Here is a 23600-nt window from a genome sequence, read left to right as displayed (position 1 = left end):
GCCGCGGTCCGCGGCGCAAACCGGGAGTTTCATGTGGAAACCGAACTGCTGGCGGTGACGTACACGCCGTCGACCACCGCCGTCGCCGGCAACCTCACCGCGACGGCCCTGCTGGGCCTGGTCCCCCTGCTGACGTTCTTCGTGCTGCTCGCCGGCCTCAAGCTCAAGGCCTGGTACTCCGGGCTCGGCGCGCTCGCCGTCGCGCTCGTCGTCGCCGTCGTCGGCTTCGGCATGCCGGCGCCGCTGGCCGGACTGTCCGCGCTGCAGGGCATCACGTTCGGCCTGTTCCCGGTCATGTGGATCGTGGTGACCGCAATCTGGTTCTACGAACTCACCGTTGTCAGTGGACGTTTCGAGGACTTGCGGCACGTGTTCAACTCGGTCGGTCACGGCGACATGCGCATCCAGGCGATGCTCATCGCATTCTGCTTCGGCGGCATGCTCGAGGCCCTCGCCGGATTCGGCGCACCGGTCGCCATCACCGGCGCGATGCTCATCGCGATCGGAATGCCCCCGATCCGCGCCGCCGTCACCGTGCTCGTCGCGAACACCGCACCGGTTGCGTTCGGCGCCATGGCAATTCCGATCACCACCGCCGGCAACCTCACCGGCATCCCGTCGACCGAGATCGCGGCCGTCGTCGGCCGGCAGACGCCGGTCCTGGCGTGGTTCGTGCCGTTGCTGTTACTGCTGCTGGTCGACGGCCGGCGCGGCGTCCGGCAGGTGTGGCCGATCGCGCTGGTCACCGGTTTCGCCTTCGCGGTCGCCCAGTACTGGTGCTCGAGCAACTTCTCGTACGAACTCACCGACGTCGTCGCGTCCCTCGTCGGGCTCGCCGCCGCCGTCCTCATGCTGCGGTTCTGGCGGCCCACCACGCCCGAGGACCAGCATTCGCACGTCACGGCCGAACCGATCGGCGCCGTGCGCACGGCAATGGCCCTGTTCCCGTACCTGCTCGTCATCGTGGTGTTCGGCATCGCCAAGCTGTGGACCCTCGGCCTCGACGTGCCGAAGTGGCTGTCGGGCACCGATATCAAGATCGAGTGGCCCGGGCTGTACGGGAATCTGCTCACCGCGAGCGGGGATCCGTCGACCGGGGCGATCTACACGCTGCCGTGGCTGTCGAATCCCGGCACACTCCTGCTGCTCTCGGGGATCATCGTCGGCGTCGTGTACACGGTGCGCAGCGGCGACGGGCGGTTCCCGATGACCGTCCGGCTCACCTTCCGCACCTTCGGCGAAACACTGTGGAAGATGCGGCTTTCCATCGCCACAGTGGCGACGGTGCTCGGACTGGCGTACGTGATGAACCACTCCGGGCAGACCGTCGCGATCGGTACGTGGCTCGCCGGCACCGGCGCGATCTTCGCGTTGCTGTCGCCGATCCTCGGCTGGCTGGGTACCGCCGTCACCGGCTCGGACACCTCGGCGAACGCGCTGTTCGCGCGGCTGCAGCAGACAGCGGGCCAGGCCGCGGGTATCGATCCGACACTGCTGGTCGCGGCGAACACCTCCGGCGGTGTCGTCGGCAAGCTGATCAGCCCGCAGAACCTCACCATCGCGGCGACCGCAGTCGCCCGGCCGGGCAGCGAGCCGCTGCTGCTGCGCAAGGTCGTCGGCTACAGCGTCGGGATGCTCGCGCTGTTGTGTGTGCTGGTGTATCTCCAGTCGACTCCGGTGCTGTCGTGGATGCTGCCGTGAGCCGGCACTACCGGGGCGGGTGCAGCCCGGTCAGCTCGTAGTGCAGTGTGGGCGTGCGCATGACCTTGTGGGCGGCACGCACCAGGTAGCGCTGCAGCACCGGATACTTGCGGTCGATCGCGCGACTCGGCGCCCGACAGCAGCCGGGCGGTGGCCTCGACCGCGGATCCGGTGACCCGCCCCCGCCACGTGCACGGGCTGATGCGTACCTCGGGAAAGTTCTTCAACCGCTTGTTCTTCGATGCCCGCCCGGGCGTACGGAAATAGGCGCGATCGCCCCGCACCGCGATGTTGACGGGGGTGTCGACCCAGCTGCCGTCCCGTTTCCGGGTCTGCAGCAGCACCACCTTCTCGGCGACGAACGGTTCGAGCTCGGGAGGAATCGGTTCGGTCATGACTGCTCCTCACGAGGATCACTGTCTCCCAGGATCCGCGCGTTCGGTGCGACCGGCAAACGGCATAGGCTCGCACCATGTCGCAGTCCGAGCCCCGCGCATGGGAGACCGTGTTGAACCACCTCGAGCAGCAACTGGTCTCGGGACACCTCGCCCCCGGCCAGCGGTTGCCCGGGGAACGCGTCCTGGCCGCCGAGCTCGGGGTGGGCCGTTCGTCGGTGCGGGAGGCACTGCGCGTGATGGAAGCGCTCGGGTTGCTCACCGCGCAGACCGGCTCCGGGCCCACCGCGGGCGCGATGATCGTCTCGCGGCCCACCGGCGGCATGTCCATGCTCATGCGCCTGCAGGTGGCAGCGCAGAATTTCCCGGTGTCGGACGTGGTGCAGACCCGTCTCGTCCTCGAGACCGAGGTGATGCGCGCGCTGGCCGCGAGCGACCCCACCCCGGACCTGTCGCACGCCGAGCAACTGCTCGAAGCGATGGACGACGCGACGCTCGCCGCACACGAATTCCTGGTGCTCGACGCCCGGTTCCACATCGCGATGGCGGACGCGGCCGGAAACCAGGTGATCGCGGCGATGATGACGGGCCTGCGCGACTCGATCGAAAGCTACGTGCTCGCCGGCGCCCCTCTGACCACCTGGCCCACGACGTGCACCCGGCTGCGCTGCGAGCACCGCGGGCTGCTCGAAGCCGTTCGGGCGGGCGATCCCGAGCTGGCCCGCGCCCGTATCGTCGAGCACATTCGCGGCTACTACGCGGAGAGCCTGGGGCGCCCGGACGCCCCTGAACGCGAGCACCCCCGACCTCGTGTATAGTTGGCGATGCAACGCGGGGTGGAGCAGCTCGGTAGCTCGCTGGGCTCATAACCCAGAGGTCGCAGGTTCAAATCCTGTCCCCGCTACCACCACCGGCCCGGACTCTCACGAGTCCGGGCCGGTTTCGTTGTCCCGTGCGAACCCTGTGGGCCGAGCGAATGTATCGCTCATCTCGACAGCGGTAGCGACCGATACATTCGCTCCGAGCCACGGCGGGCAGGCGAGTACATTCCCGCTGTGTACGGAACAGTCGGGCGACCGCGGAGTGTGCGATGAGCGAGGACGACCCGGGCGGGCGACCGGCGCAGCGTGAGAACGCCGGCCGGCGTGCTCCCCGCTGGCTGCGGCCGGCGATCTTGTACGTGCTGTTCGCCGTCGCCGCCTACCAGCTCTCGGGTTGGCTGTTCCACAACCTGCGCGGGTTCCTGGGCCTGCTGTTCCTGGCGTGGTTGCTGAGCATCACCCTCGAGCCGGTCGTCGACTGGCTCGAACGCGTCGGCATGCGGCGCGGCGCCGCCACCGGCCTGGTGCTCTTCTCTCTGCTGGCCTTCGCGATCGGGTTCGTCGCGCTGTTCGGCACCCTGCTCGTCGAGCAGCTGGGCCAGCTGTTGAAGGCCCTGCCGGACGCCCTCACCGCGGTCACCGAATGGGCCAACCGCGTCTTCGACACGAATTTCGCCACCGGTCCGGAGCTCCTCCGCCTGACCCCGGAGACCGTCCGGGAACTGGTCCAGCGGTTCACCCCCGGGGTCGTGGGGGTGGTGTCGTCTGTGGTGGGAGTGGTCTTCCAGGCCATGACGATGCTGCTGTTCGTGTTCTACATGTCGGCCGAGGGACCGGCGATGCGCCGCACGATCTCGAGCTGGTTCCCGGCCCGGCAGCAGCAGGTGATCTCGACGGTGTGGGAGACCTCCGTCGAGAAGGCCGGCGGATACGTCGTCTCGCGGCTCATCCTGGGTGCGGTCAGCGCCGTGGGCACCGGCATCTTCCTGATGGCGATCGGTGTGCCGTACTGGCTGCCGCTCGCGCTGTGGACCGGGGTCGTGTCGCAGTTCGTGCCCACCCTCGGGACGTATCTCGCGATCGCGCTGCCGGCGATCATCGCCGCGGCCAACCAGCCGATCGACGGGCTGTGGGTGGTGTTGTTCGGCACTGCCTATCAGCAGGTCGAGAACTACGTGCTGCACCCGCGGATCACGTCGAAGACCGTGTCGATCCACCCGGCCGTCGCATTCGGTTCGGTGATCGTCGGCGCGTCGCTGTTCGGTGCGATCGGGGCGCTGGTGTCGGTCCCCGTCGTCGCCGTGCTGCAGGCGTTGGTCGAAACATACGGACGCCGCTACGAACTCGTCGTCGACCCCACCGGCAGGACGAAGCCCGAGCCGGAACCCCGCGACGACGAGGACGGCTGAACGTTACTGCCGCGGCACCCGGCCCATGAGATAGAACTCGGGATTGGGCATCATCCCGGTCACGCTGGCCATCTTGTTGCTCAGGCCGAAGAACGCGGTGATCGCGGCGATGTCCCAGGCGTCCTCGTCGGTGAAGCCGTGGGCGTGCAGGGCCGCGAAGTCGGCGTCGTCGACGTCGTAGGCACGCTCGTTGACCTTGGTGGCGAAGTCGAGCATCGCGCGCTGCCGCGGTTCGATGTCGGCGGTGCGGTAGTTGACCGCCACCTGGTCGGCCACCGTCGGCTTCTTCTCGTAGATCCGCAGGATCGCGCCGTGCGCCACGACGCAGTACAGGCAGTTGTTGGCGGCGGAGATCGTGGTGACGATCATCTCCCGGTCGCCCTTGGTCAGGCCGGAGTCCTCCCGCAACATGATCGCGTCGTGGTACGCGAAGAAGGCCCGCCACTCGGCGGGACGTCGCGCGAAGGTGAGGAACACGTTGGGCACGAACCCCGACTTCTCCTGCACTTCGAGGACGCGCTCTGCGATGTCCCCGGGCAGATCCTTCAGTTCCATGGCGGGAAAGCGCGTGCTCACAAGGTCTCCTGGGCCGGTCGGGACAACGGACCCTGAAGTTAACCGGAATTAACCGAGTTGTCCAGATCGCCGCGCCACGGCGGTCACCGGTCGAACCACGCCTGCGCATCGAGACGGAAGCCCTCGGCGCCGGCGACCGTGCGCAGATCGGCTTCGAGCTGCCGCAGGCGCTCGGAGCCCAACGTCCGGCCCCACCGGCCACGGAGTTCGTCGAAGATCGCCGCGGAGCGCCGGAGGCAGTCGAGGCCTCGGTCGGTGAGGACGACGGTCTTCGCGCGCGCATCGGACGGATCCGCCTCCCGCCGCACGTACCCGAGTTGCTCGAGCCGATCCACCGTCTTGCCCGCCGCCTGTTTGGACACGCCGAGACGGCGGCCGATCTCGCTGGCCGAGGCGCCGGCGGTTCCGATGGCCTGCATCGCGAAGCCGTGCGCGGGGCGCACGTCCGGATGCCCCTCCTCGGCGAGCTGCCGATGCAGAGCGTCGACCAGGGCACGGAATCCCGCGAACAGCAGGAGTGGCAGCTCGTAGCCGGGGCCTTGCGCGGATTCGACAACTTGGTTTACCGTTCCGTCAACCATGTTGTCTATCTTAACGGAGGACGGTTCGATGCCCACCACCTTCACCCGCCACAGCCCCGAGACCGCGCCGCCCGCAGCCCGGCCGATCATGTCGGCGATCGGACGAGAGTTCGGATTCGTGCCCGACCCCGTCGCGCTCATGGCCGAATCCCCCGAACTGCTGTCGGCCTTCACCCGCGCCAACGCACTGTTCGAGCGCAGCATCCTCGGCGAGATCGAACGGGAGGTGCTGGTGCTGACGATCGCCACCCGCAACGAATGCCACGTGTGTGTCGCCCTGCACAGCGCGAAGCTCACCAGGATGGGCGCACCCGGGGACCTCGTCGACGCACTGCGCACCGGCCGGGCCCTCGCCGACGAACGACTCGAGGTCCTGCGGAGGTTCACCCTGGCGGTACTCGATTCGGCCGGTGCGGTGCCCGACGACCGGTGGGCCGAGTTCACCGCGGCGGGGTTCACGGCGCGCAACGCCCTCGAGGTGGTCCTCGGCGTCGGCACCTTCACCCTCTCGACGCTCGCCAACCGCCTCACCGCCGCCGAGCTGGACCCGCCGCTCGCGCCGTTCGCGTGGCGACGCGAGGAGGTCGCCCCGTAAACGCAGACGGCCGAATGTCACACGGGTTCAGTCAGATCGAACCCGTGTGACATTCGGCCCGTCAGGGGAGGAAGGGTCAGACGATGAGCGTCGCGGCGGTCGCGGCCAGAACGTCGTCGACACTCACGCCGGGCGCGGTCTCGACGAGCTTCAGGCCCTCGTCGGTGACGTCGATGACCGCCATGTCGGTGATGATCCGCTGGACGCAGTGCTTGCCGGTGAGCGGCAGGGTGCACTCCTCGAAGATCTTGGGCTCGCCCTTCTTGGTGACGTGCTCCATCATCACGATGACGCGCTTGGCGCCGTGGACGAGGTCCATCGCGCCGCCCATGCCCTTGACCATCGCGCCGGGGATCATCCAGTTGGCGATGTCGCCCTTGGCGGAGACCTGCATCGCGCCGAGGACGGCGACGTCGATCTGTCCGCCGCGGATCATGCCGAAGGACTCCGCCGAGTCGAAGAACGAGGCCCCGGGGATGACCGTGATGGTCTCCTTGCCGGCGTTGATGAGCTCGGGGTCGAGCTCGTCCTCGGTCGGATACGGCCCGACACCGAGCACGCCGTTCTCCGAGTGCAGGATCACCTCGACGTCCGGGTCGAGGTAGTTGGGCACCAGGGTCGGCATGCCGATGCCGAGGTTGACGTACTGGCCGTCCGAGAGTTCCGCGGCCACGCGCGCGGCCATCTGCTCACGGGTGAGCTTCTGGATGGTGGTGGCTGCCTGGGTCATGAACGGACCGTCCGATTCTCGATGCCGACAGTGACGGGGCCGACGTGCACGACGCGCTGGACGTGGATGCCGGAAGTATGGATCTCGTTGGGGTCGAGCTCGCCGGGTTCGACGAGGTGCTCGACCTGCGCGATGGTGATGCGGCCCGACGTGGCGGCGGGCGGGTTGAAGTTGCGGGCGCTCGTGCGGTAGACGAGGTTGCCGTGCCGGTCGCCCTTCCAGGCGTGGACCAGGGCGTAGTCGGCGACGATTCCGCGTTCCATGACGTAGGTCTCGCCGTCGAACTCGCGGGTCTCCTTCGGCGGGGACGCGACGGCGATACCGCCCTTGCCGTCGTAGCGCAGCGGCAGGCCCCCCTCCTCGACCTGGGTGCCGACACCCGCGGGGGTGAAGAACGCGGGGATGCCGGCGCCGCCGGCGCGCAGCCGCTCCGCGAGGGTGCCCTGCGGGGTCAGCTCCACCTCGAGCTCGCCGGAGAGGTACTGCCGCGCGAACTCCTTGTTGGAGCCGACGTAGGAGGAGATGGTGCGGCGGATGCGGCCCTTCTCCAGCAGCACCCCGAGGCCGAAGCCGTCGGTGCCGCAGTTGTTGCTGACCGTCTCGAGGTCGGTGGCGCCCTGCTCGAGCAGCGCGTTGATCAGGATTTCCGGAACGCCGACCAGACCGAATCCGCCCACGGCGATGGTGACGCCGTTCGGGATGTCGGCTACGGCCTCGGCGGCGGTGGCAACGACTTTGTCCATGCCTCTACGATAGCGGCAGTTGTGCGTAATGTGAACCCCCGTCCGTGATACGAACCATTTCGAGACTGTTTCATTTTGGAATATTGATTCGGCCAGGACGACCCACTAGCCTCGTACGCATAGCGTCCTTCCGTCCATATCGCGAACACGCATCGAACACCGAGGTCCCATGCTTCACCTGCCACCCCGCTTCGCCCGCCCCGACGGCGTGCACCCGCCGCTCGACTTCCCCGACTACCGGACCACCGCGCTGCGCCGCCCGGCGCAGCCGCTCACGCTCGTCCCACAGCGGCTCGGCGAGCTCACCGGGCCGGTCTTCGACGAGGACCGCGTGCAGGAGGGGGACGCCGACCTGAGCATCGCCAACGGCGGCGAGGCCGCCGGCCAGCGCATCATCGTGCACGGCCGCGTCCTCGACGGCGACGGCAAGCCCGTCCCCCACGCGCTGCTCGAGGTGTGGCAGGCCAACGCCGCCGGCCGCTACCGGCACGTCGACGACAACTGGCCCGCCCCGCTGGACCCGTTCTTCAACGGCGTCGGCCGCTGCGTCACCGACGCGGCGGGCCGATACCGGTTCACCACCGTCAAGCCCGGGGCCTACCCGTGGCGCAACCACCACAACGCCTGGCGTCCCGCCCACATCCACTTCTCGTTGTTCGGCACGGCGTTCACGCAGCGGCTCGTCACCCAGATGTACTTCCCCGACGACCCGATGTTCTTCCAGGACCCCATCTACAACGCGGTGCCCGCCGAGGCGCGGCACCGGATGGTCAGCGTCTTCGACTACGACGCCACCGTCGACAACTGGGCCCTCGGCTTCCGCTTCGACATCGTCCTGCGCGGACGCGAGGCCACCCCCTTCGAGAACGAGGAGGACGACGATGAGTGAGTTCGCTCCTCGTTACCCCGTCACCCCGGGCGACCAGAGCACCGCCGCCTTCGGTCCCACACCGTCGCAGACCGTCGGTCCGTACTGGAAGATCGGCCTCGAGTGGGCCGACGGCGCGGACGTCGTCCCCGCCGACACCCCCGGCCGGATCACCGTGCGCATCACCGTGATCGACGGGAACCGCGAGCCGATCGCCGACGCCATGGTCGAGACCTGGCAGGCCGACGCCGAGGGCCGGTTCGGCGCCGAGGGCTTCCGCGGCTTCGCCCGCAGCGCCGCCGACGGCACCGGCACCGCCGCGATCCACACGATCAAGCCCGGCGCCCACGAGTCCGACACCGAGGCCGACGAGGCGCCGCACCTGAACGTCGGGATCTTCGCGCGCGGCATGCTCGACCGCCTCTGCACCCGCATGTACTTCCCGGAGGACCTCGCCGCGCACGCCTCCGACCCGGTGCTCACCGCACTACCGGAGTCGCAGCGGCACAAGCTGATCGCCGACAAGTCCGACGACGGCTACGCCTGGACCGTGTACGTTCAGGACCTCGATCCGAACGGTGTGGAGACGCCGTTCTTCGCGATCTAGACGGGAGCGTGCCTTGACCGTGCCGGCGCAGTCCGACAATACCCGCGGCGCCCTCTTCGACCCTGTGTTCGGGGCCGGCGACCTCGCACCGCTGCTGTCCGACCGGGCGTGGATCGCCGCCCTGCTCGACGTCGAGGTGGCGATCACGCGCGCCGCCGAGAAGCACGGTCGCGCCACCGCCGCCGACGTCACGGCCGTCGCCGCGGCGGCCGGGGAACTCACCCGCGAACTGGACCCGGCCGAACTGGGCCGGCTCTCCGCGGCCGGGGGCAATCCGGTGATCCCCCTGGTGAAGATCCTGCGGGAGCGCGCGCAGGCCCCTGCCGCCGCGGTGCACGTCGGGGCCACGAGCCAGGACGTCCTCGACACCGCGCTGATGTTGCTGGCGCACAAGGCCGGCCGGCTCGTCGTCGCCGAGTTGCGCGGCGCCGCCGAGGCGACGGCACGCCTGGCCCGCCGGCACCGTGACACCCCGATGGTCGCGCGCACCCTCGGGCAGCAGGCGCTGCCCACCACGTTCGGGGCCCTCGCCGCGACGTGGCTCGTCGCGCTCGACGACGCCACCGCCTCGCTCGACCGCGCCCTCGTCTCGCTGCCCGCCCAATACGGCGGCGCAGCAGGCACTCTCGCCGCAGTGCACCCGGACGGCCTCGCGTTCGCGGACACCCTGGCGGACCAGCTCGGGCTGGCCAGGCCCCTCGTGCCGTGGCACACCGCGCGTACCCCCGTGACCGGGCTCGCGGCCGCCCTGGGGATCGCCGCCGGCGCGGTCGCCAAGCCCGCCACCGACGTCGTCCTCATGGCCGCAACCGAACTCGGCGAGGTCAGCGAGGACGCGCCGGGCGGATCGTCGGCGATGCCGCACAAGCGCAATCCGGTCGCGGCGATCACCGCCCGGGCGGCCGCGCGGCGCGTGCCCGGCCTCGTCGCGACCGCCCTCGCGTCGACGGACCACGAGTTCGCCCGCGCCGCGGGCGCCTGGCATGCCGAGTGGGAGACGCTCACCGACCTGCTCCGGCTGACCGGCGGTGCGGCCCATCAGCTTTCGGTCAGCCTGACCGGGCTGCACGTCCACGCCGACGCGTTGACCCGCAACCTCGAACTCACCGGCGGGGCGATCCTCGCGGAGAAGGTCGCCGCGGCGCTGTCCGAGCACACCGGCTCGGCGCGCGAGATCGTCACCGCGGCGGCCCGCGCCGGCACTCCGCTCGACCGCGATCCCGGCATCGTCGAGCACCTCGGCGCCGACCGGGTCCGCGCCCTGCTCGACCCCACCCGCTACCTCGGCCACGCCGGCGACCTCGTCGACCGTGCCCTGGCCCACCACGACACCACCGCCGACCGGCCCCTTGGAGGACAGGCATGACCGTCACGCTCAACTACGAACAGCACGGCGACCCCACCGCTCCCCCGGTGGTGCTGCTCGGGTCGCTCGGCTCCGACCTGTCGATGTGGGCGCCGCAGATCACCGCGCTGTCCCCGATCGCCAACGTCGTCGCCGTCGACCACCGCGGGCACGGCAAGTCCCCCGTCGTCGCCGGTCCCTACACGATGGCCGATCTCGGCGGTGACGTCGTCGCGCTGCTCGACTCGCTCGGCCTCGGCTCGGTGCACTTCGTGGGCCTGTCGCTCGGCGGCGCCGTCGGCCAGTGGCTCGCCGCGCATCACCCCGAACGCGTCCGCACCCTGACCCTGCTGTGCACGTCCGCCGCCTTCGCCCCGGCCCAGCCGTGGCTCGACCGCGCCGCCACGGTCCGCGCCGACGGGCTGGCGTCCATCGCCGAGTCCATCGTCGGCCGCTGGTTCACCCCGGGCCTCGCCGAACGCGACCCCGACCTGGTCGCGCGGCACGTCGAGATGGTGGCGGGCACCAGCGACGAGGGCTACGCCGCGTGCTGTGAGGCGCTGGCCACGTGGGACGGGCGCCCCGACCTCGCCCGCATCGTCGCGCCGACCCTCGTCGTCGCCGGTGCCCAGGACCCGGCCACCCCGCCGGCCGTCATGCGGCAGATCGCCGACGGCATCGCCGGCGCCGCCTTCCACGTCGTCGACCCGGGCGCGCACCTGGCCAACGTCGAACAGGCGGGCCGGATCACCGCCCTGATCCGCGAGCACATCGCCCGCGCCACGCCGGCCGGGGCGCAGCGCACCGCTGCCTTCGAACAGGGCATGCGGGTCCGGCGCTCGGTGCTCGGCGACGCGCACGTCGACCGGGCGATGTCGGCGGCCACCGCGTTCACCGAGCCGTTCCAGGACTTCATCACCCGCACCGCGTGGGGCGACGTCTGGTCCCGGCCCGGACTGGACCATCACACCCGCCGGCTGCTGACACTGGCGATCCTCACCGCCGTCGGCAACGAGCACGAACTCGACATGCACATCCGGGCGGCCCTGCGCGCCGGTCTCGACCCCGACGAGCTCGTGGAAGTATTCCTGCACACCGCGATCTACGCGGGAGTGCCGAACAGCAACCGGGCGTTCGCGCTCGGCAGGCAGGCGCTCGCAGACGGCGAGGGGAGCACCACACCATGACGATCACCGACGGCGACCCGATCGCGGCGACCGCAGCGTCGCCGGACTACGTGCAGTCGCTCGCGCGCGGACTGTCCGTCATCAAGGCGTTCGACGCCGAACACCCCCGGCGCACCCTCAGCGAGGTGGCCAGGGCCACCGACCTGACCCGGGCCACCGCGCGACGGTTCCTGCTCACGCTGGTCGAGCTCGGATACGTACGTACGGACGGCTCCCAGTTCTGGCTGACCCCGCGCGTGCTCGAGCTCGGCTACAGCTACCTGTCGAGCCTGACGCTGCCGGAGGTGGCACGCCCGCACCTCGAGGCGCTGGCGAAGAACGTCCACGAGTCGACGTCGGTGTCGGTGCTCGACGGTGGCGACGTCGTCTACGTCGCGCGGGTTCCGGTCAGCCGCATCATGACCGTCTCCATCACCATCGGCACGCGCTTTCCCGCGCACGCCACCTCGATGGGGCGCGTCCTGCTCGCCGGGCTCTCCCCCGCCGAACTCGACGCCTACCTCGCCACCGCGACGCTCGAGCCGCTCACCTCCCGCACCCTGATCACGGCCGACGGGTTGCGCGCCGAGCTCGACCGGATCCGGCGCGACGGCTACTGCATCGTCGACCAGGAACTCGAGGAGGGGCTCCGCTCGCTGGCCGCGCCCATCCGCGACGCCTCCGGCGGCGTCGTCGCCGCCGTGAACATCTCCACCCAGGCCGCCCGCTACAGCCTCGACGCCGTGCGGAGCGAACTCGTGCCCGCCGTGATCGAGACGGCAGCGGCGATCTCGGCCGATCTCGCCCGGACCCAGAAGCACTGACCCCGAATATCGACAAGGAAACTGCCATGCGCGACGTAGTGATCTGCGAACCCCTCCGTACCCCCGTCGGCCGCTTCGGTGGCGTCCTGAAGGACGTCGCACCGGAAGACCTCGCCGCCACCGTGATCCGCGAGCTCGTCGCCCGCACCGGTATCTCCGGCTCCGACGTCGACGACGTGATCCTCGGCCAGGCCTCGCCCAACGGGGAAGCTCCCGCCCTCGGCCGCGTCGCCGCCCTCAACGCCGGTCTCGGCGTGGAGGTTCCGGGCCAGCAGGTCGACCGTCGCTGCGGCTCGGGGCTGCAGGCCGTCCTGCAGGCCGTCATGCAGGTCCAGTCCGGCGGCAGCGACCTGATCCTCGCGGGTGGTGCCGAGTCCATGAGTCAGGCCGAGTTCTACGCCACCGGCATGCGCTGGGGTGTCAAGGGTGAGGCCGTGGCCCTGTCCGACCGTCTGGCCCGCGCCCGGGTCACCGCCGGCGGCCGGGACTTCCCCGTGCCGGGCGGCATGATCGAAACGGCCGAGAACCTGCGCGCCGAGTTCGCCATCAGCCGCGCCGACCAGGACGCCCTGGCGGTCCAGTCGCACCAGCGCGCCGTGGCCGGGCAGAAGGACGGCGTGTTCGCGCAGGAGATCGTCCCGGTGGCCGTGCCCCAGCGCAAGGGTGATCCGCTCGTCGTCGACACCGACGAGCATCCGCGCGCCGACACCAGCGTCGAATCCCTCGCCACGCTGCGCCCGATCCGCGGCAGGATCGACCCGGAGTCGACCGTCACCGCCGGCAACGCCAGCGGTCAGAACGACGGTGCCGCGCTGGCGATCGTCACCACCGCCGAGAAGGCCGTGCAGCTGGGCCTGCGCCCGCTGGCCCGGCTGGCGAGCTGGGCGGTGGCCGGGGTGCCGCCGCGCACCATGGGCATCGGCCCGGTCCCGGCCACGGAGAAGGCCCTCGGCCGCCTCGGCCTGAGCCTGGCGGACATGGACGTGATCGAGCTCAACGAGGCGTTCGCCGCGCAGACCCTCGCCGTGACCCGCAGCTGGGGCCTCGAGCCCGACGATGCGCGCCTGAACCCCCACGGGTCGGGCATCTCGCTCGGCCACCCCGTCGGCGCGACCGGCGGCCGCATCCTCGCCACCCTGCTGCGCGAGCTCGACCGCCGCGAGGGCCGCTACGGCCTCGAGACGATGTGCATCGGCGGCGGCCAGGGCCTGGCCGCGGTGTTCGAGAGGGCGTAAACGCCCGTGTGTCCTTCGGGCTGTTCCAGCAGCCCGAAGGACACACCGGCCGCGTCAGCGGCCTGCGGGCACGGCCGCCGGTGCCGACTTCGAGAGGGTCTTCGGAGCGGTGATCCAGCCGAGCACCGCGATGAGGACCAGGGCGGCCAGGACCGGAACGCACGCCACCAGCACGATGGTGCCGGTCGGGACGCCGAGGCCGATGAGCGCGCCGCCCACCACCGGGCCGACGACCGAGCCGAGCCGTCCCATGGACGCGGACCAGCCGACCGCGGTCGTCGCAGTCCCCTGCGGGTACATCGACACCGACAGCGCGGTCTGACCGATCATGCCGGCCTGGATGCCGAGACCCACGCCGCCGAACACGATCAGCAAGAGCACCTTGTCGGGACCGAGGAACGCGGACACGACGAGGAAGACGATCGCCAGCGACGTGGTGACCAGGAGCACCGACGACATCCGGAACCGCAGCGCACCGATCATGAGGACCGCCGCACCGACGATGCTGCCGACCCCGAGCGCGGCCGAGCCCAACGGTGCCAGCCCAGCCGAGAACCCGTAGCTCGTCAGCAGCGTCGGCAACCACGACGAGAAGACGTAGTACACGGTGAACATCAGGAACGAGAAGCCCCACAGCAGCAGCGTGCGGCTCCGCAGCCCCGGGTCGAACAGGCGCGCGACGGACGCCTCGCGCACCGCCGACGCGGTCGCGGCGGCGGCCGGCGCGGGCTCGCCGGCGGCGCGTCCGTCGGGGAGGCCGATCCACAGCAGCGGCAACAGGACGGCCGAGGCCGCGGCGCCGACGAGGAACACCGATTCCCAGCCGAACGCGCCGATCAGGCGCGTGCCCAGTACCCCGGCGATCAGCGCACCGAGGGAGATGCCCATGGTGACGAACACGGCGATCGACTGCCGCAGCCGGGCGGGATTGAGGGCCGTCGCGTGGGAGACGGCCGCCGGCAGGACCGCACCGAGGCCGAGGCCGGTCAGCACGCGCAGGGCGGTGAGTTCGGTGATCGTCGACGCGAACGCGGTCAGCAGCGAGCCGACGGTGAACACCACCACCGCGGCCAGCACGACGCGCCGGGCGCCGAACCGTGCGACGATCCGGCCGCAGGCGAGGTAACCGAGTGCCACGCCGACGCTGGTCAGGGACAGTGCGGGGGTGAAGTGGGACGGGGCGACGTCCCAGTCCTTCGCGAGCGCCGGGACCGACAGGCCCAGGGCGATCGTGTCGTAACCGTCGAGGACGACGGCGACGAAGGTCAGGACGAGGACGGGCCAGTTCGGCGCTGCCTCGTCGGTTCGGGAAGTGGACGATGTGGTGTTGGGTCCGCGCATGGTGGCGTCCTCGGGTCGGTCGATGCCCTACCAGGGGCGTCGAATCAGAAGGTTACGCGTCCGCCGTCGCGGCCGCCGAGATGATTCCCTGTGCTTCGACCTCGACGCTGAGGCCGTCCTCGACCAGGGCCGACACCGCGACCAGGGTCGAGCACGGGAAGTCGCCGCGGAACACCTCGGCGCGGGCCCGCCCGACGGCGGCCTTGGCTCCGATGTCCGTGACGTAGATGCGCAGCGCGAGGATGTCGTCGACCTGCGCGCCGCAGGCTTCCACCAGCGCGCGGGTGCGTCGGAACGCCTCCCGCGCCTGGCGGTAGACGTCGGCACCGCCGACGGGACCGTCGGGGGTGCCGGCGTGCATGCCGGAGACGAAGAAGTGCCGGCCGACGACGCGGGCGTTGCTGAACATGTCCGGCCGCGGCGGCTCCGGAACGGCCGGGTGACCCACCCGGGTCATCGGAGCACCGCGCCGCGACGTTCGTCGGATTCGCGGGTCAGCCGCTCCCGCACCGGCACGAAGTCGTAGGTCGGGTAGCACTCGGTGCGGAACACGCCCCACGCGCGGCGCTCGAGTTCGACGTTGACGGCGGCCAGCCGATCGGCGGGCAGCCGCAGGGTCACGATCTGCCCGATCCCCATCGCGACCACCCACGAGACGACCTCGCACCCCTCGGGCGGGAACCCGTGCCACCAGTCCGCGTCGTCGAGCCGGCCCTGCAACTGTTCGAGGTTCCGGCTCTGATCGTGCCGCAGGACCACGGTGAGCATCATGGTCCCGCCGCTCACGCCGGCACTCCCGCGAGCACCGCCGCCTGCTGCTTCGCGTCGGCCCGGTAGATCCGGCGGATCCGGGAGACACCGAGGTCGTGCTGGTAGAGGTGTTCCTCGACGTCGGCATCCGCGGCCAGCGCCTCCAGGACGGCACGGTCCTGTTCGAGCACCTCCCAGTGCCGTTCCTCGAGCCGGGTCCGGTACAGGAAGCGCCACGCCTCCCGTTCCCAGCCCGACACCCGCCGGGTGCGCCAGTGGAAGATGGCGGAGTGGTCCCGGTCGATCGGGGTGCACATGCCGACGATGCCGAACACGCCGCCGGGACCGGCATTGGGGGCGTAGGGGATCTCGAGGTCCACGTAGTCCATCGATCCGCGCACGAACTCGACCCAGTCGAAGTTCACGCCGCGCTGGTCGGTCTTCTCGAAGAAGAACCCGCGGTCGGTCTCACGGATCCGGAACCGCGCCGAGGTGTCGCCGCCGAACATCGAGTGCGAGTTGCGGTGCAGGAAGGCCCCGTGCATCGGGTCGAGCACGTTGTCCATGTAGAAGCGCCACGGCCCGGCCCACTCCGCGTAGTTGGGGAACCACGACACCTCCTCGTCCGCGAGCCGGTCCGGCAGGACGAACGGCGTCGGCACGGAGTCGTGGGTCAGGGGCACGAACGCGAAGATCGTGTCCGCGGCCTCGACCACCGACAGCGAGGCGGTCGCGCGTTTGCCCTCGAGCGCGCACCCGGGCATGCCGGGCACGGAGACGACGGTGCCGGTTCCGTCGACCTGCACGCCGTGGTACAGGCAGGCGACGCGGTCACCGAGATGCTGCCCCACCGACAGCGGGGCGCTGCGGTGCGGGCACCGGTCCTCGAGCATGTGGACCGCGCCCCGGGCGTCGCGGAACAGCAGCCAGTCCACGCCGAGGCGGGTGACCTTGACCATCGCGCCCGGTTCGACCATGCGCGACGGAAGGATCGGGTACCAGCGGTCGCGCAGGCCGGTCGCCGCGATCTCGTCGGCGTCCATCGGCCGGCGGGTGCCGACGGCGAACCGCGGTCCGGCCGGGCGCGGGGCGCCGCTGGTGGTGGTCTGTGCAGTCTCGAAGGTGGTCATGTCATCTCCCCAGTCGTCGCAGTTCGGCGCGGAAGGTGTCCTCGGTCCAGGGCCGGCCGTCGGGGCCGTGCAGGCCCAGGCCGTTGAGTCCCTCGACGACACCGGGCAGGTCGTGGGTGCCGGTCCCGAAGATCTCCATGAGCGACCCGGCGAGCTTGTCCTCGTAGGGGGTCAGCGGATCGGGATGGGTCTGTCGTGGTTCCAGGTACGGTTCTGTGAATCGTGCCGTCGCAGTGCGGTTCACGCGAGAACTCCTTCGATGTGGGGGGTGGGGGCGGCGAGCCCGGACCGGTAGCGGGCGGCGAGTCCCTCGGCGATGGCGGCGAAGGCGCTCGCCCATTCCGTGAAGGACTCGGGCCGGGTGAGGTGGACGGGCGCCGGACATCCGTCGACGACGACGAAGACTCCGTTGTCGATCTCACCCGCGAGCCGCTGCGGTACGGACAGATCGGTGTCGTCGCCGAGAGCGGAGGCCACCACCAGCGTGGGGACGGTGATCCGGCCCAGGAGGCCGGCGACGGCGTCGACGTCGCACACGGGATCGGCCAGGATCAGGCTGCGCAGCAGGGCGCCGTGACGATCGGCCGCGTGCAGGGCGGGTTCGGCGTCGGCGCCCGCGGCGTACAGGTGCACCGCGCGGCCGTCGCGCAGCGCGGCGGCGGCCTGCCCGTCGGTCCACCAGGCCGCCTCGGCGCGAATCAGCGGCGTCATCGGGCACCTCCCGTCGGCACGTGCACCGGTGGCACGAACGGTCCGGGCTGCGGGTCGAGGGCGGTCACGTCGACCTCGACCAGCGCGGGCCGGCGCGTCGCGATCGCCTCCCCCAACGCGGACTCGAAGACGCCGGGCCGCTGCACGAGGGTGTACGGCATGCCCATCGAGGCGGCGAGCAGATCGAACCGCGGCGTGTGCAGGTCCACCCCGGACCGACGAAAACCGTTGGCCTCCTGCATGTTCCGGAGAACGCCGTAGCCGCCGTCGTTGAACACCAGCACGACGCACCAGGCGTCGGACCCGGCGAGCGAGGCGAGCTCGCCGAGGTGCACGGCCAGACCCCCGTCCCCGGCCATCACGACCGTCGGAACGTCCCGGCGGGCATGGGCCGCGCCGAGCCCCATGGCGAGGCCCTGCCCGATGCCGCCGCCGAGCGGGAAGATGTTGGTCTCGCGCTCGTAGAACGGCAGCAGGCGGTTGCCCCACTGGCTGGACGCGATCGTCACGTCGCGGGCGACCACCGACCGGCGGGGCAGCACGCGGCGCATGCCCTCGCAGATCTCGGCGTAGCCGCCGATGTATGCGGTGAGCGCGGCCCGGCTGCGCTTCCGTGCCGCCTGAACCCGGGCCGCCCACTCGTCGCGCCGGACGGTGCCGTCGAGCGCGTCGAGGATGCCGCGCAGTGCCGTGCGGGCGTCGGCGACGATTCCGACCGTGGCCGGATACACCCGGCCGATCGCGGCGGGATCGATGTCGATCTGCACCTGCGTCGCAGGCAGCGTGAGGTGGTAGCTCTTGGTCTCGTTGGACCGGAAGTGGGTTCCGACGGCGAGCAGGACGTCGGCGTCGGCGAGGAGCCCGGCGACCTCGGGGGACGCCGCGAAGTTCCCGACGACGAGGTCGTCGTCCTCGGACACGATGCCCCGTCCGGAGTTGCTGGTGAGAATCCCCGCCCCGAGCCGGTGGGCGAGGGCGCGCAGTTCGTCGCCGGCGCCGGCGGCGCCCCCACCGAGCCACAGCAGGGGCCGCTCGGCGGAGGCGAGCACCGCGGCGGCGCGCTCCAGCGCAGCAGCATTGGGGGCCGGTGGCTGTGCGATCCGGGCCTCCGCCGCTCGCTGTTCGTCCGGCGACGCCAGATACTGCAGGTCGGTGGGCCATTCGACGCTGGCGGGTCCCTGCGGTGCCGACAGGATGCGGGCGATCGCGGCCTCGAGTTCCGCCTCGGCGTCCTTGGCGTCGGTGATCGTCGCCGCGTACCGGGAGACGGCGTCGAGCATCTGCCGTTGCCGGGGAAATTCGTGGATCACGCCGCGGCTCGACGCGGCCGGTTCGGGCGTGAGGTATTCGCTTTCGATCTGGCCGGTCACGTGCAGGACGCGGCTGCCGGCAGTGAGGGCCTCGATCATTGATCCGGCGGCGTTGCCGGCGCCGGTGCCGGTGCTCGTCAGCGCCACGCCGATGCGGCCCGAGGCGCGGGCGTACCCGTCCGCGGCGTTGACCGCGGCGGCCTCGTGCCGCACCTCGACGAAGTTCAGGTCGCGGGCGACGGCCTCGACGAGGGGAAGGTTGTGGATGCTGACGACGCCGAACGCGGTGTCGATGCCGTGCCGGCGCATGACCGACACGAGGACGTCGCCGCCGGTGGCGCGCCGACCCGGCGCGGATGAGGGGGTGTCCATGTTTCCTCCGATGCAGATGACCACTGGCGGGTCAGACGTAGCGCCCGACACCGCCGCCGACGTCGACGGTCGCGCCGGTCACGTAGCTGTTGCGGGGTGAGAGCAGGGTGGTGACGGGGAAGGCGACCTCGTCCGCGATTCCGAAGCGGCCCAGTCCGATCCCGCGGTCGGCGGCGATCTCGGCGCTCCACTCGTCGAAGGCGCGGCCGTCGCCGGATTCGGCGTGGCGGCGCTGCCACTGACCGGTGTCGACGAGGCCGAGCAGCACGGAGTTGACGCGGATGCCGTCGGGTGCGAGTTCCCCGGACAGGGACTGCGCCAGGTTGAGCAGTCCGGCACGGGCCGCCGAGGTGACGGCGAGCCGCAACTCGGGTTGCCGCGCGAGGATCGCGTTGACGATCACCACGGAGGCCGCATCGGACTTCGCGAGCGCCGTCCGTGCCGCGCGGATCAGATGCAGCGCGCCGAAGATCTTGAGTTCGAACTCGTCCCGGATCTGCTCGTCGGTGGTGTCGGTGAGCGTCGACATCAGCGAGCGCCCGGCGTTGCACACCACCCCGTCGATCCCCCCGAACCGGTCGACGACCGCATCGGCGAAGGCCTGCACGGAGTTCCGGTCGGTGACGTCGCACGCGACGGTGAGGACATCGGCCGGGTCGGCCGCCAACGTGCCGGCGGCGGCGCGCAGGCGGTCGAGGTCCCGCGCGCACAGTGCCACTCGGGCGCCTTCGGCGGCGAGCATCCGGGCGGTGGCGAGGCCGACACCGGAACTCGCGCCGGTGACGATCACCGTGCGTCCGGTGAGGTGCAGGTCCATGGGATCTCCGTGGGGTTCGGGTGCTCGCCGGGCGAGCAGGTCAGTTCAGGACGAATCCGCCGTCGACGACGACGGTCTGGCCGGTGACGAAGGCGGCGTCCTCCGACAGGAGGAACCGGACGACCCCGGCGACGTCCTCGGGGGTCTGGTCACGCGGGAGGGCGCGGCCCTGCGCGTAGGTGGCATAGCGGGCGGCGGGAACGGATTCGGTGGCCTCGACCCGGACGAGCCCGGGGGCCACGGCGTTGACCCGCACCCCGTGCGGGCCGGCGTCCCGGGCCATCGAACGGGTCATCGCGACGACGGCGCCCTTGGAGGCGACGTAGTGGATCAGCCGGGGCGATCCGTAGAAGGCCACGTCGGACGCCATGTTCACGATCGCGCCCCGGTTGGCGGCGAGCAGCGGCCACAGGTGCTTGGTCACCATCCAGGTGCCGCGCACGTTGACCGAGGTGATGCGGTCGAATTCGCTCTCGGACAGTTCCCAGAACGCGTCCCCGCCGACGCCGTCGGCGATGGCCGCGTTGTTGACCAGGCCCGTCAGCGGCCCCTCGTCCGCCAGTCGCGACGCGAGAGCGCGCACGGAGCCGGCATCCGCGATGTCCGTGACCACCGCGATCGCGTCGCCGCCGCGTTCGCGCAGGGCACGGGCGGCGCCCTCGGCGGTGTCCGCGTTGCGCTCGGCGATCACCACCCGGCGTCCGTCGGCACACAACCGCTCGGCGATGCAGTAGCCGAGGCCGCGGCCGGCCCCGGTCACCACGACGGTTCCGCTCATCACGCGGCTCCTTCCCAGAATCGGACGAGTTCGCAGGCGACCGTGCGGGGCTGCTCCTGGATCGCCGCGTGACCCGCATCGGCGACGACGACGAGCCGTGCCCCGGGGATCGCGTCCGCCAGGAGCTGCGATTCGGCGACGCCGGTGACGACGTCGTGGTCGCCGACGAGGACCAGGGTGGGGACGGTCAGGGTGGGCAGGATGGGCCCGTGGTCGGTGGTCGCCATGGCTTCCGCGGCCGCCGCGTATCCGGCGAGGCGCACGGCGGCCATGTCGGCGGCGACGCGTGAGCGGACGGCGCCGGGCGCTCCGGGCGCCGTGAGTTTCGGTGCCCGCTCCGCCGCGAACCGGTCGGCGCCGGCCTCGCGCAGGGCGCGGACACGGTCGCGCATGGCGGCGGCGCGTTCGGGCGACGTGCCCGAGCCCCGGGTGCTGTCGGCGAGGACGAGCGTGCGCACCCGGTCGGGCCGGCGCCGCGCGACCTCGAGTGCGACGACTCCGCCCCACGACGTGCCCACCAGGTGCACGGGCCGGACCGGGTCGATGTCGTCGAGGACGTCCAGGACGTCCGTCGCGTGGTCGTGCCGGACGTCGACCGGGTCGGCGGAGCGGCCGTACCCCGCGGCGTCGAGCCGGTACGTCGCGTGTCCGCGGGCGGCGAGTTCCGCCGCGAGCGGTGCACACGAGTTCGCGTTGCCGCCGATGCCGTGCAGCAGGAGCACCGGCTCCCCCGTCCCGAACCGCTCGACGTGCAGGTGCCCGGTCACCGCGGCGTCCGCGGTCACGACGGCGCTCCGGCCGCGACGCCGGCCCCGTAGAAGTAGTCGGCGTCGCGGGCCTCGACGCGGTCGCGGTGACCCGGGTCGGGGCTGCCGGCCATGGCGGCGCGCACGGTCGTGGTGGGCGGCCCGGCCGTCCCCCACTGGTCGGACAGTTCCGGTGTGCGCTTCCACGTGCGGCACAGCCAGGCGTCCTCGTCGATCTGGGCGACCTCGGAGGTGTACTCGCACACCAGGCCCGCGGGGTCGGTGAAGTAGGAGAAGGTGTTGTCGCCGGGGCCGTGCCGGCCCGGGCCCCACTGCGGCGCGATGCCGTGCGCCCGGAGCCCGCCGATGCCGCGCATGAAGTGATCGAGGCTCTGCATCTCGTACGCCACATGGTTGAGCGAGGGCCACGACGCCCGGTTGAGCGCAATGACGTGGTGGTCGGAGTTGCAGCGGAGGAAGGACATCTGCCGTTCCGACCAGTCGGAGACCCGCATGCCGAGCACCTGCGTGTAGAAGGCGGTGGTGCGTTCGATGTCGGTCGTGTTGAGCACGACGTGGGCGATCTTGCGGGGGATGGCCCGGCGGCCGGCCGGTTCCTGCTCGGTCACCGCGTGGGTGTCGGCCGACAACTCGAGGCACCGCCCCTCCGGATCGACCAGTTGCAGGCCGTAGCCGCCCCCGGCGTCGTCGAGCGGGCCCGGCGTGCGCAGCAGCGGGATGCCGAGCCGGTCGAGGGCCAGTGCGGCGTCGTCGACCTCGCGGGGGGTGGCGAGGGCGAAGCTGATGCGCCCCAGCGCGTTGACGTCGGCCCGTTCGACCGCGAGCACGTGGTGCTCGGGTCCGGTGGCGCGCAGCCAGAATCGGTCGCCGTCGGCATCGACGGTCGTCAGTCCCCAGGCCTCGTGGTAGAAGTCCCGCGACGCGGCGGGGTCCGGCACCGAGAGGGTCACCGAGCGCAGGGCGCGCAGCCGGCAGACGGGCGAGTCGCTGTAGCGCGGAAGTTGGTGGTGGTACATGCGTTCCGGTTCCCTTCTCACAGATCCAGTACGAGTTCGGCGGAGCGGCAACGGGACACGCACGGGAACATCGTCGATCCGGCGGCGTGTTCGGACTCGGTGAGCAGGAAGTCGCGGTGGTCCACGTCGCCCTTGATCACCCCGACCTCGCACGTCCCGCAGATGCCTTCGGTGCACGAGCTGGGTACGGGCACACCGGCGGCGGCGAGGGCGTCGAGCACCGACACGGTCGGCGGCACCGGGATGCGGCGGCCGGTGCTCTCGACGATCACGTCGAAGGCGGTGTCCTCCCCCTGGCGCGGCGCCGGTTCCGGGGCCGCGAACCGTTCGGTGCGTACCTGACCGGGGTCCGGGACGGTCGCGGCCACCGCGTCCATGAGGGGGGCGGGGCCACAGCAGTAGACGACGGCGGTCGGCGGCAGGCCGGACAGCAGCCCGGCGAGGTCCGGCAGGCCCCCGGCCTCGTCGTCGGCGTGGACGGTCACCTGCTCGGCGGGATGGGCGGCGATCTCGTCGACGAACGCCATGGCCTGCCGGGAGCGTCCGGCGTAGAGCAGGCGCCACGGCCGTCCCGTCGCCCGCAGCTCCCGCATCATCGCGACGATCGGGGTGATGCCGATGCCGCCGGCCACGAGGACGTGGTCGGTCGCGGCGGCGTCGAGGGCGAAGGCGCTGCGCGGTCCGTCGACGTCGATCTCCGCGCCGATCTGCAGCGACTCGTGCACGTAGGCGCTGCCCCCGCGGGAGCGCTCGGCGCGCAGCACGGCGACCGTCCAGCGCGTGGTGTCCCGCGGATCCGAGCACAGCGAGTACTCGCGCACCACACCGTTCGGCAGGTGCAGGGCGAGATGCGCGCCCGGCTGCCACTGCGGCAACGGCGCACCGGTCGGATCGACGAACGTCACGCTGGTGACTCCGTCTGCCTCCCAGGTCTTCTGGTGGACGCGGAGGCGACGTCGGACGGACTGCTCCATCGGTGATCTCCCTGTCGGTGGAGGGTCTTCTCGGCGGC

The 23600-nt window shown here is 71.3% G+C and carries 26 protein-coding genes, 1 tRNA gene and 1 pseudogene; 11 read left to right on the top strand and 17 right to left on the bottom strand.

Annotated elements, in window-relative coordinates; genetic code table 11:
• The first annotated feature begins 33 nt into the window (after positions 1 to 33).
• Entirely contained in the window at positions 34 to 1701 is a 1668-nt protein-coding gene (locus JYA75_RS06915; protein WP_006940638.1) for an L-lactate permease, read from the top strand.
• A gap of 7 nt (positions 1702 to 1708) precedes the next feature.
• Here the strand turns inward: JYA75_RS06915 and JYA75_RS06910 are convergent.
• Positions 1709 to 2096 (bottom strand): annotated as a pseudogene (locus JYA75_RS06910) (PPOX class F420-dependent oxidoreductase).
• A gap of 77 nt (positions 2097 to 2173) precedes the next feature.
• On the opposite strand from JYA75_RS06910, the gene JYA75_RS06905 reads away from it, so the two are divergent.
• From JYA75_RS06905 to JYA75_RS06895, 3 genes are all read left to right on the top strand, one after another.
• Positions 2174 to 2914 (top strand): FCD domain-containing protein, encoded by a 741-nt coding sequence (locus tag JYA75_RS06905; RefSeq protein ID WP_203329818.1) that lies wholly within the window; start codon positions 2174 to 2176, stop codon positions 2912 to 2914.
• 12 nt (positions 2915 to 2926) lie between these two features.
• Positions 2927 to 3003: transfer RNA gene (locus tag JYA75_RS06900), tRNA-Met, on the top strand.
• Positions 3004 to 3186: 183 nt separating this feature from the next.
• Complete coding sequence (locus tag JYA75_RS06895) at positions 3187 to 4326, top strand: AI-2E family transporter (RefSeq protein WP_029546477.1); 1140 nt, start codon at positions 3187 to 3189, stop codon at positions 4324 to 4326.
• A gap of 3 nt (positions 4327 to 4329) precedes the next feature.
• Here the strand turns inward: JYA75_RS06895 and JYA75_RS06890 are convergent, their stop codons facing one another.
• Both JYA75_RS06890 and JYA75_RS06885 read right to left on the bottom strand, forming a co-directional pair.
• Positions 4330 to 4881 (bottom strand): peroxidase-related enzyme, encoded by a 552-nt coding sequence (locus JYA75_RS06890; RefSeq protein ID WP_037201207.1) that lies wholly within the window; start codon positions 4879 to 4881, stop codon positions 4330 to 4332.
• A gap of 104 nt (positions 4882 to 4985) precedes the next feature.
• Complete coding sequence (locus JYA75_RS06885; protein ID WP_051446174.1) at positions 4986 to 5483, bottom strand: MarR family transcriptional regulator; 498 nt, start codon at positions 5481 to 5483, stop codon at positions 4986 to 4988.
• 28 nt (positions 5484 to 5511) lie between these two features.
• On the opposite strand from JYA75_RS06885, the gene JYA75_RS06880 reads away from it, so the two are divergent.
• Positions 5512 to 6078, top strand: a complete 567-nt coding sequence (locus tag JYA75_RS06880; protein ID WP_239010538.1) for a carboxymuconolactone decarboxylase family protein — start codon at positions 5512 to 5514, stop codon at positions 6076 to 6078.
• 76 nt (positions 6079 to 6154) lie between these two features.
• Here JYA75_RS06880 and JYA75_RS06875 read toward each other — a convergent pair whose 3' ends face one another.
• Positions 6155 to 6808, bottom strand: a complete 654-nt coding sequence (locus JYA75_RS06875; RefSeq protein ID WP_072636474.1) for a CoA transferase subunit B — start codon at positions 6806 to 6808, stop codon at positions 6155 to 6157.
• Positions 6805 to 7551 carry a CoA transferase subunit A gene (locus JYA75_RS06870; RefSeq protein ID WP_050036039.1) on the bottom strand — a complete coding sequence of 249 codons (747 nt, stop codon included), beginning with the start codon at positions 7549 to 7551 and terminating at the stop codon, positions 6805 to 6807. Before JYA75_RS06870 ends, JYA75_RS06875 begins: the two co-directional genes overlap by 4 nt.
• Positions 7552 to 7720: 169 nt before the next feature.
• Here JYA75_RS06870 and pcaH point away from each other — a divergent pair, with 169 nt between their 5' ends.
• The 6 genes from pcaH to JYA75_RS06840 are packed head-to-tail and all read left to right on the top strand — an operon-like array spanning position 7721 to position 13596.
• Positions 7721 to 8440, top strand: coding sequence for a protocatechuate 3,4-dioxygenase subunit beta (gene pcaH, locus JYA75_RS06865; protein WP_050036040.1), 720 nt, complete (start codon positions 7721 to 7723; stop codon positions 8438 to 8440).
• A complete protein-coding gene (gene pcaG, locus JYA75_RS06860) occupies positions 8433 to 9026 on the top strand; it encodes a protocatechuate 3,4-dioxygenase subunit alpha (RefSeq protein WP_029546484.1) in 594 nt (197 codons plus the stop codon). The genes pcaH and pcaG overlap by 8 nt, the downstream gene beginning before the upstream one ends.
• A gap of 13 nt (positions 9027 to 9039) precedes the next feature.
• The gene (locus JYA75_RS06855; protein WP_203329817.1) at positions 9040 to 10392 is read left to right on the top strand and encodes a lyase family protein; all 1353 of its coding nucleotides are present in this window, start codon (positions 9040 to 9042) and stop codon (positions 10390 to 10392) included.
• The gene (gene pcaD, locus JYA75_RS06850) at positions 10389 to 11558 is read left to right on the top strand and encodes a 3-oxoadipate enol-lactonase (protein WP_203329816.1); all 1170 of its coding nucleotides are present in this window, start codon (positions 10389 to 10391) and stop codon (positions 11556 to 11558) included. The genes JYA75_RS06855 and pcaD overlap by 4 nt, the downstream gene beginning before the upstream one ends.
• On the top strand, positions 11555 to 12361 hold the full coding sequence (locus tag JYA75_RS06845; protein WP_050036044.1) for an IclR family transcriptional regulator: 807 nt from the start codon (positions 11555 to 11557) through the stop codon (positions 12359 to 12361). Before pcaD ends, JYA75_RS06845 begins: the two co-directional genes overlap by 4 nt.
• Positions 12362 to 12387: 26 nt before the next feature.
• Entirely contained in the window at positions 12388 to 13596 is a 1209-nt protein-coding gene (locus JYA75_RS06840; protein ID WP_203329815.1) for an acetyl-CoA C-acetyltransferase, read from the top strand.
• A gap of 54 nt (positions 13597 to 13650) precedes the next feature.
• Here the strand turns inward: JYA75_RS06840 and JYA75_RS06835 are convergent, their stop codons facing one another.
• From JYA75_RS06835 to JYA75_RS06780, 12 genes are read right to left on the bottom strand one after another with little or no spacing between them, the layout of a single operon-like run.
• Positions 13651 to 14937: an MFS transporter gene (locus tag JYA75_RS06835; RefSeq protein ID WP_029546489.1), complete on the bottom strand. Its 1287-nt coding sequence runs from the start codon at positions 14935 to 14937 to the stop codon at positions 13651 to 13653.
• Positions 14938 to 14989: 52 nt separating this feature from the next.
• A complete protein-coding gene (locus JYA75_RS06830; protein WP_202917175.1) occupies positions 14990 to 15394 on the bottom strand; it encodes a RidA family protein in 405 nt (134 codons plus the stop codon).
• Positions 15391 to 15708 carry a hypothetical protein gene (locus tag JYA75_RS06825; protein ID WP_043802519.1) on the bottom strand — a complete coding sequence of 106 codons (318 nt, stop codon included), beginning with the start codon at positions 15706 to 15708 and terminating at the stop codon, positions 15391 to 15393. Before JYA75_RS06825 ends, JYA75_RS06830 begins: the two co-directional genes overlap by 4 nt.
• A gap of 11 nt (positions 15709 to 15719) precedes the next feature.
• Positions 15720 to 16817 carry a Rieske 2Fe-2S domain-containing protein gene (locus tag JYA75_RS06820; RefSeq protein ID WP_029546492.1) on the bottom strand — a complete coding sequence of 366 codons (1098 nt, stop codon included), beginning with the start codon at positions 16815 to 16817 and terminating at the stop codon, positions 15720 to 15722.
• A gap of 1 nt (position 16818) precedes the next feature.
• Positions 16819 to 17061, bottom strand: a complete 243-nt coding sequence (locus JYA75_RS06815; protein WP_203329814.1) for a recombinase-like helix-turn-helix domain-containing protein — start codon at positions 17059 to 17061, stop codon at positions 16819 to 16821.
• On the bottom strand, positions 17058 to 17528 hold the full coding sequence (locus JYA75_RS06810) for a hypothetical protein (protein WP_203329813.1): 471 nt from the start codon (positions 17526 to 17528) through the stop codon (positions 17058 to 17060). The genes JYA75_RS06815 and JYA75_RS06810 overlap by 4 nt, the downstream gene beginning before the upstream one ends.
• Positions 17525 to 19210, bottom strand: a complete 1686-nt coding sequence (locus JYA75_RS06805) for a thiamine pyrophosphate-binding protein (RefSeq protein WP_203329812.1) — start codon at positions 19208 to 19210, stop codon at positions 17525 to 17527. The genes JYA75_RS06810 and JYA75_RS06805 overlap by 4 nt, the downstream gene beginning before the upstream one ends.
• A 31-nt stretch (positions 19211 to 19241) precedes the next feature.
• Positions 19242 to 20027, bottom strand: a complete 786-nt coding sequence (locus JYA75_RS06800) for an SDR family oxidoreductase (RefSeq protein ID WP_043802461.1) — start codon at positions 20025 to 20027, stop codon at positions 19242 to 19244.
• 40 nt (positions 20028 to 20067) lie between these two features.
• Positions 20068 to 20805: an SDR family oxidoreductase gene (locus tag JYA75_RS06795; protein ID WP_029546497.1), complete on the bottom strand. Its 738-nt coding sequence runs from the start codon at positions 20803 to 20805 to the stop codon at positions 20068 to 20070.
• Positions 20805 to 21590, bottom strand: coding sequence for an alpha/beta hydrolase (locus tag JYA75_RS06790; protein ID WP_235431130.1), 786 nt, complete (start codon positions 21588 to 21590; stop codon positions 20805 to 20807). The genes JYA75_RS06795 and JYA75_RS06790 overlap by 1 nt, the downstream gene beginning before the upstream one ends.
• The gene (locus JYA75_RS06785) at positions 21587 to 22588 is read right to left on the bottom strand and encodes a VOC family protein (RefSeq protein WP_006938331.1); all 1002 of its coding nucleotides are present in this window, start codon (positions 22586 to 22588) and stop codon (positions 21587 to 21589) included. Before JYA75_RS06785 ends, JYA75_RS06790 begins: the two co-directional genes overlap by 4 nt.
• 17 nt (positions 22589 to 22605) lie before the next feature.
• Entirely contained in the window at positions 22606 to 23493 is an 888-nt protein-coding gene (locus JYA75_RS06780) for a PDR/VanB family oxidoreductase (RefSeq protein ID WP_102800030.1), read from the bottom strand.
• Between the last annotated feature and the right edge of the window lie 107 nt (positions 23494 to 23600).

Origin of the sequence: Rhodococcus sp. PSBB066, from assembly GCF_017068255.1 — a bacterium.
GTDB classification, from domain to species: Bacteria; Actinomycetota; Actinomycetes; order Mycobacteriales; family Mycobacteriaceae; genus Rhodococcus; species Rhodococcus aetherivorans.
The sequence above is the reverse complement of the archived record's forward strand: the minus strand, read 5'-3'. Positions and strand labels throughout refer to the sequence as shown.

What these genes read in the sequence shown, in the direction of transcription:
- JYA75_RS06845 (WP_050036044.1), top strand. Translation starts at nt 11,555, where the DNA reads ATGACGATCACCGACGGCGACCCGATCGCGGCGACCGCAGCGTCGCCG.
- JYA75_RS06870 (WP_050036039.1), bottom strand. Translation starts at nt 7,551, where the DNA reads ATGGACAAAGTCGTTGCCACCGCCGCCGAGGCCGTAGCCGACATCCCG.
- JYA75_RS06785 (WP_006938331.1), bottom strand. Translation starts at nt 22,588, where the DNA reads ATGTACCACCACCAACTTCCGCGCTACAGCGACTCGCCCGTCTGCCGG.
- JYA75_RS06885 (WP_051446174.1), bottom strand. Translation starts at nt 5,483, where the DNA reads ATGGTTGACGGAACGGTAAACCAAGTTGTCGAATCCGCGCAAGGCCCC.
- JYA75_RS06835 (WP_029546489.1), bottom strand. Translation starts at nt 14,937, where the DNA reads ATGCGCGGACCCAACACCACATCGTCCACTTCCCGAACCGACGAGGCA.
- JYA75_RS06905 (WP_203329818.1), top strand. Translation starts at nt 2,174, where the DNA reads ATGTCGCAGTCCGAGCCCCGCGCATGGGAGACCGTGTTGAACCACCTC.
- pcaH (WP_050036040.1), top strand. Translation starts at nt 7,721, where the DNA reads ATGCTTCACCTGCCACCCCGCTTCGCCCGCCCCGACGGCGTGCACCCG.
- JYA75_RS06890 (WP_037201207.1), bottom strand. Translation starts at nt 4,881, where the DNA reads ATGGAACTGAAGGATCTGCCCGGGGACATCGCAGAGCGCGTCCTCGAA.
- JYA75_RS06825 (WP_043802519.1), bottom strand. Translation starts at nt 15,708, where the DNA reads ATGATGCTCACCGTGGTCCTGCGGCACGATCAGAGCCGGAACCTCGAA.
- JYA75_RS06795 (WP_029546497.1), bottom strand. Translation starts at nt 20,805, where the DNA reads ATGAGCGGAACCGTCGTGGTGACCGGGGCCGGCCGCGGCCTCGGCTAC.
- pcaG (WP_029546484.1), top strand. Translation starts at nt 8,433, where the DNA reads ATGAGTGAGTTCGCTCCTCGTTACCCCGTCACCCCGGGCGACCAGAGC.
- JYA75_RS06820 (WP_029546492.1), bottom strand. Translation starts at nt 16,817, where the DNA reads ATGACCACCTTCGAGACTGCACAGACCACCACCAGCGGCGCCCCGCGC.
- JYA75_RS06895 (WP_029546477.1), top strand. Translation starts at nt 3,187, where the DNA reads ATGAGCGAGGACGACCCGGGCGGGCGACCGGCGCAGCGTGAGAACGCC.
- JYA75_RS06840 (WP_203329815.1), top strand. Translation starts at nt 12,388, where the DNA reads ATGCGCGACGTAGTGATCTGCGAACCCCTCCGTACCCCCGTCGGCCGC.
- JYA75_RS06875 (WP_072636474.1), bottom strand. Translation starts at nt 6,808, where the DNA reads ATGACCCAGGCAGCCACCACCATCCAGAAGCTCACCCGTGAGCAGATG.
- JYA75_RS06830 (WP_202917175.1), bottom strand. Translation starts at nt 15,394, where the DNA reads ATGACCCGGGTGGGTCACCCGGCCGTTCCGGAGCCGCCGCGGCCGGAC.
- JYA75_RS06810 (WP_203329813.1), bottom strand. Translation starts at nt 17,528, where the DNA reads ATGACGCCGCTGATTCGCGCCGAGGCGGCCTGGTGGACCGACGGGCAG.
- JYA75_RS06800 (WP_043802461.1), bottom strand. Translation starts at nt 20,027, where the DNA reads ATGGACCTGCACCTCACCGGACGCACGGTGATCGTCACCGGCGCGAGT.
- pcaD (WP_203329816.1), top strand. Translation starts at nt 10,389, where the DNA reads ATGACCGTCACGCTCAACTACGAACAGCACGGCGACCCCACCGCTCCC.
- JYA75_RS06805 (WP_203329812.1), bottom strand. Translation starts at nt 19,210, where the DNA reads ATGGACACCCCCTCATCCGCGCCGGGTCGGCGCGCCACCGGCGGCGAC.
- JYA75_RS06880 (WP_239010538.1), top strand. Translation starts at nt 5,512, where the DNA reads ATGCCCACCACCTTCACCCGCCACAGCCCCGAGACCGCGCCGCCCGCA.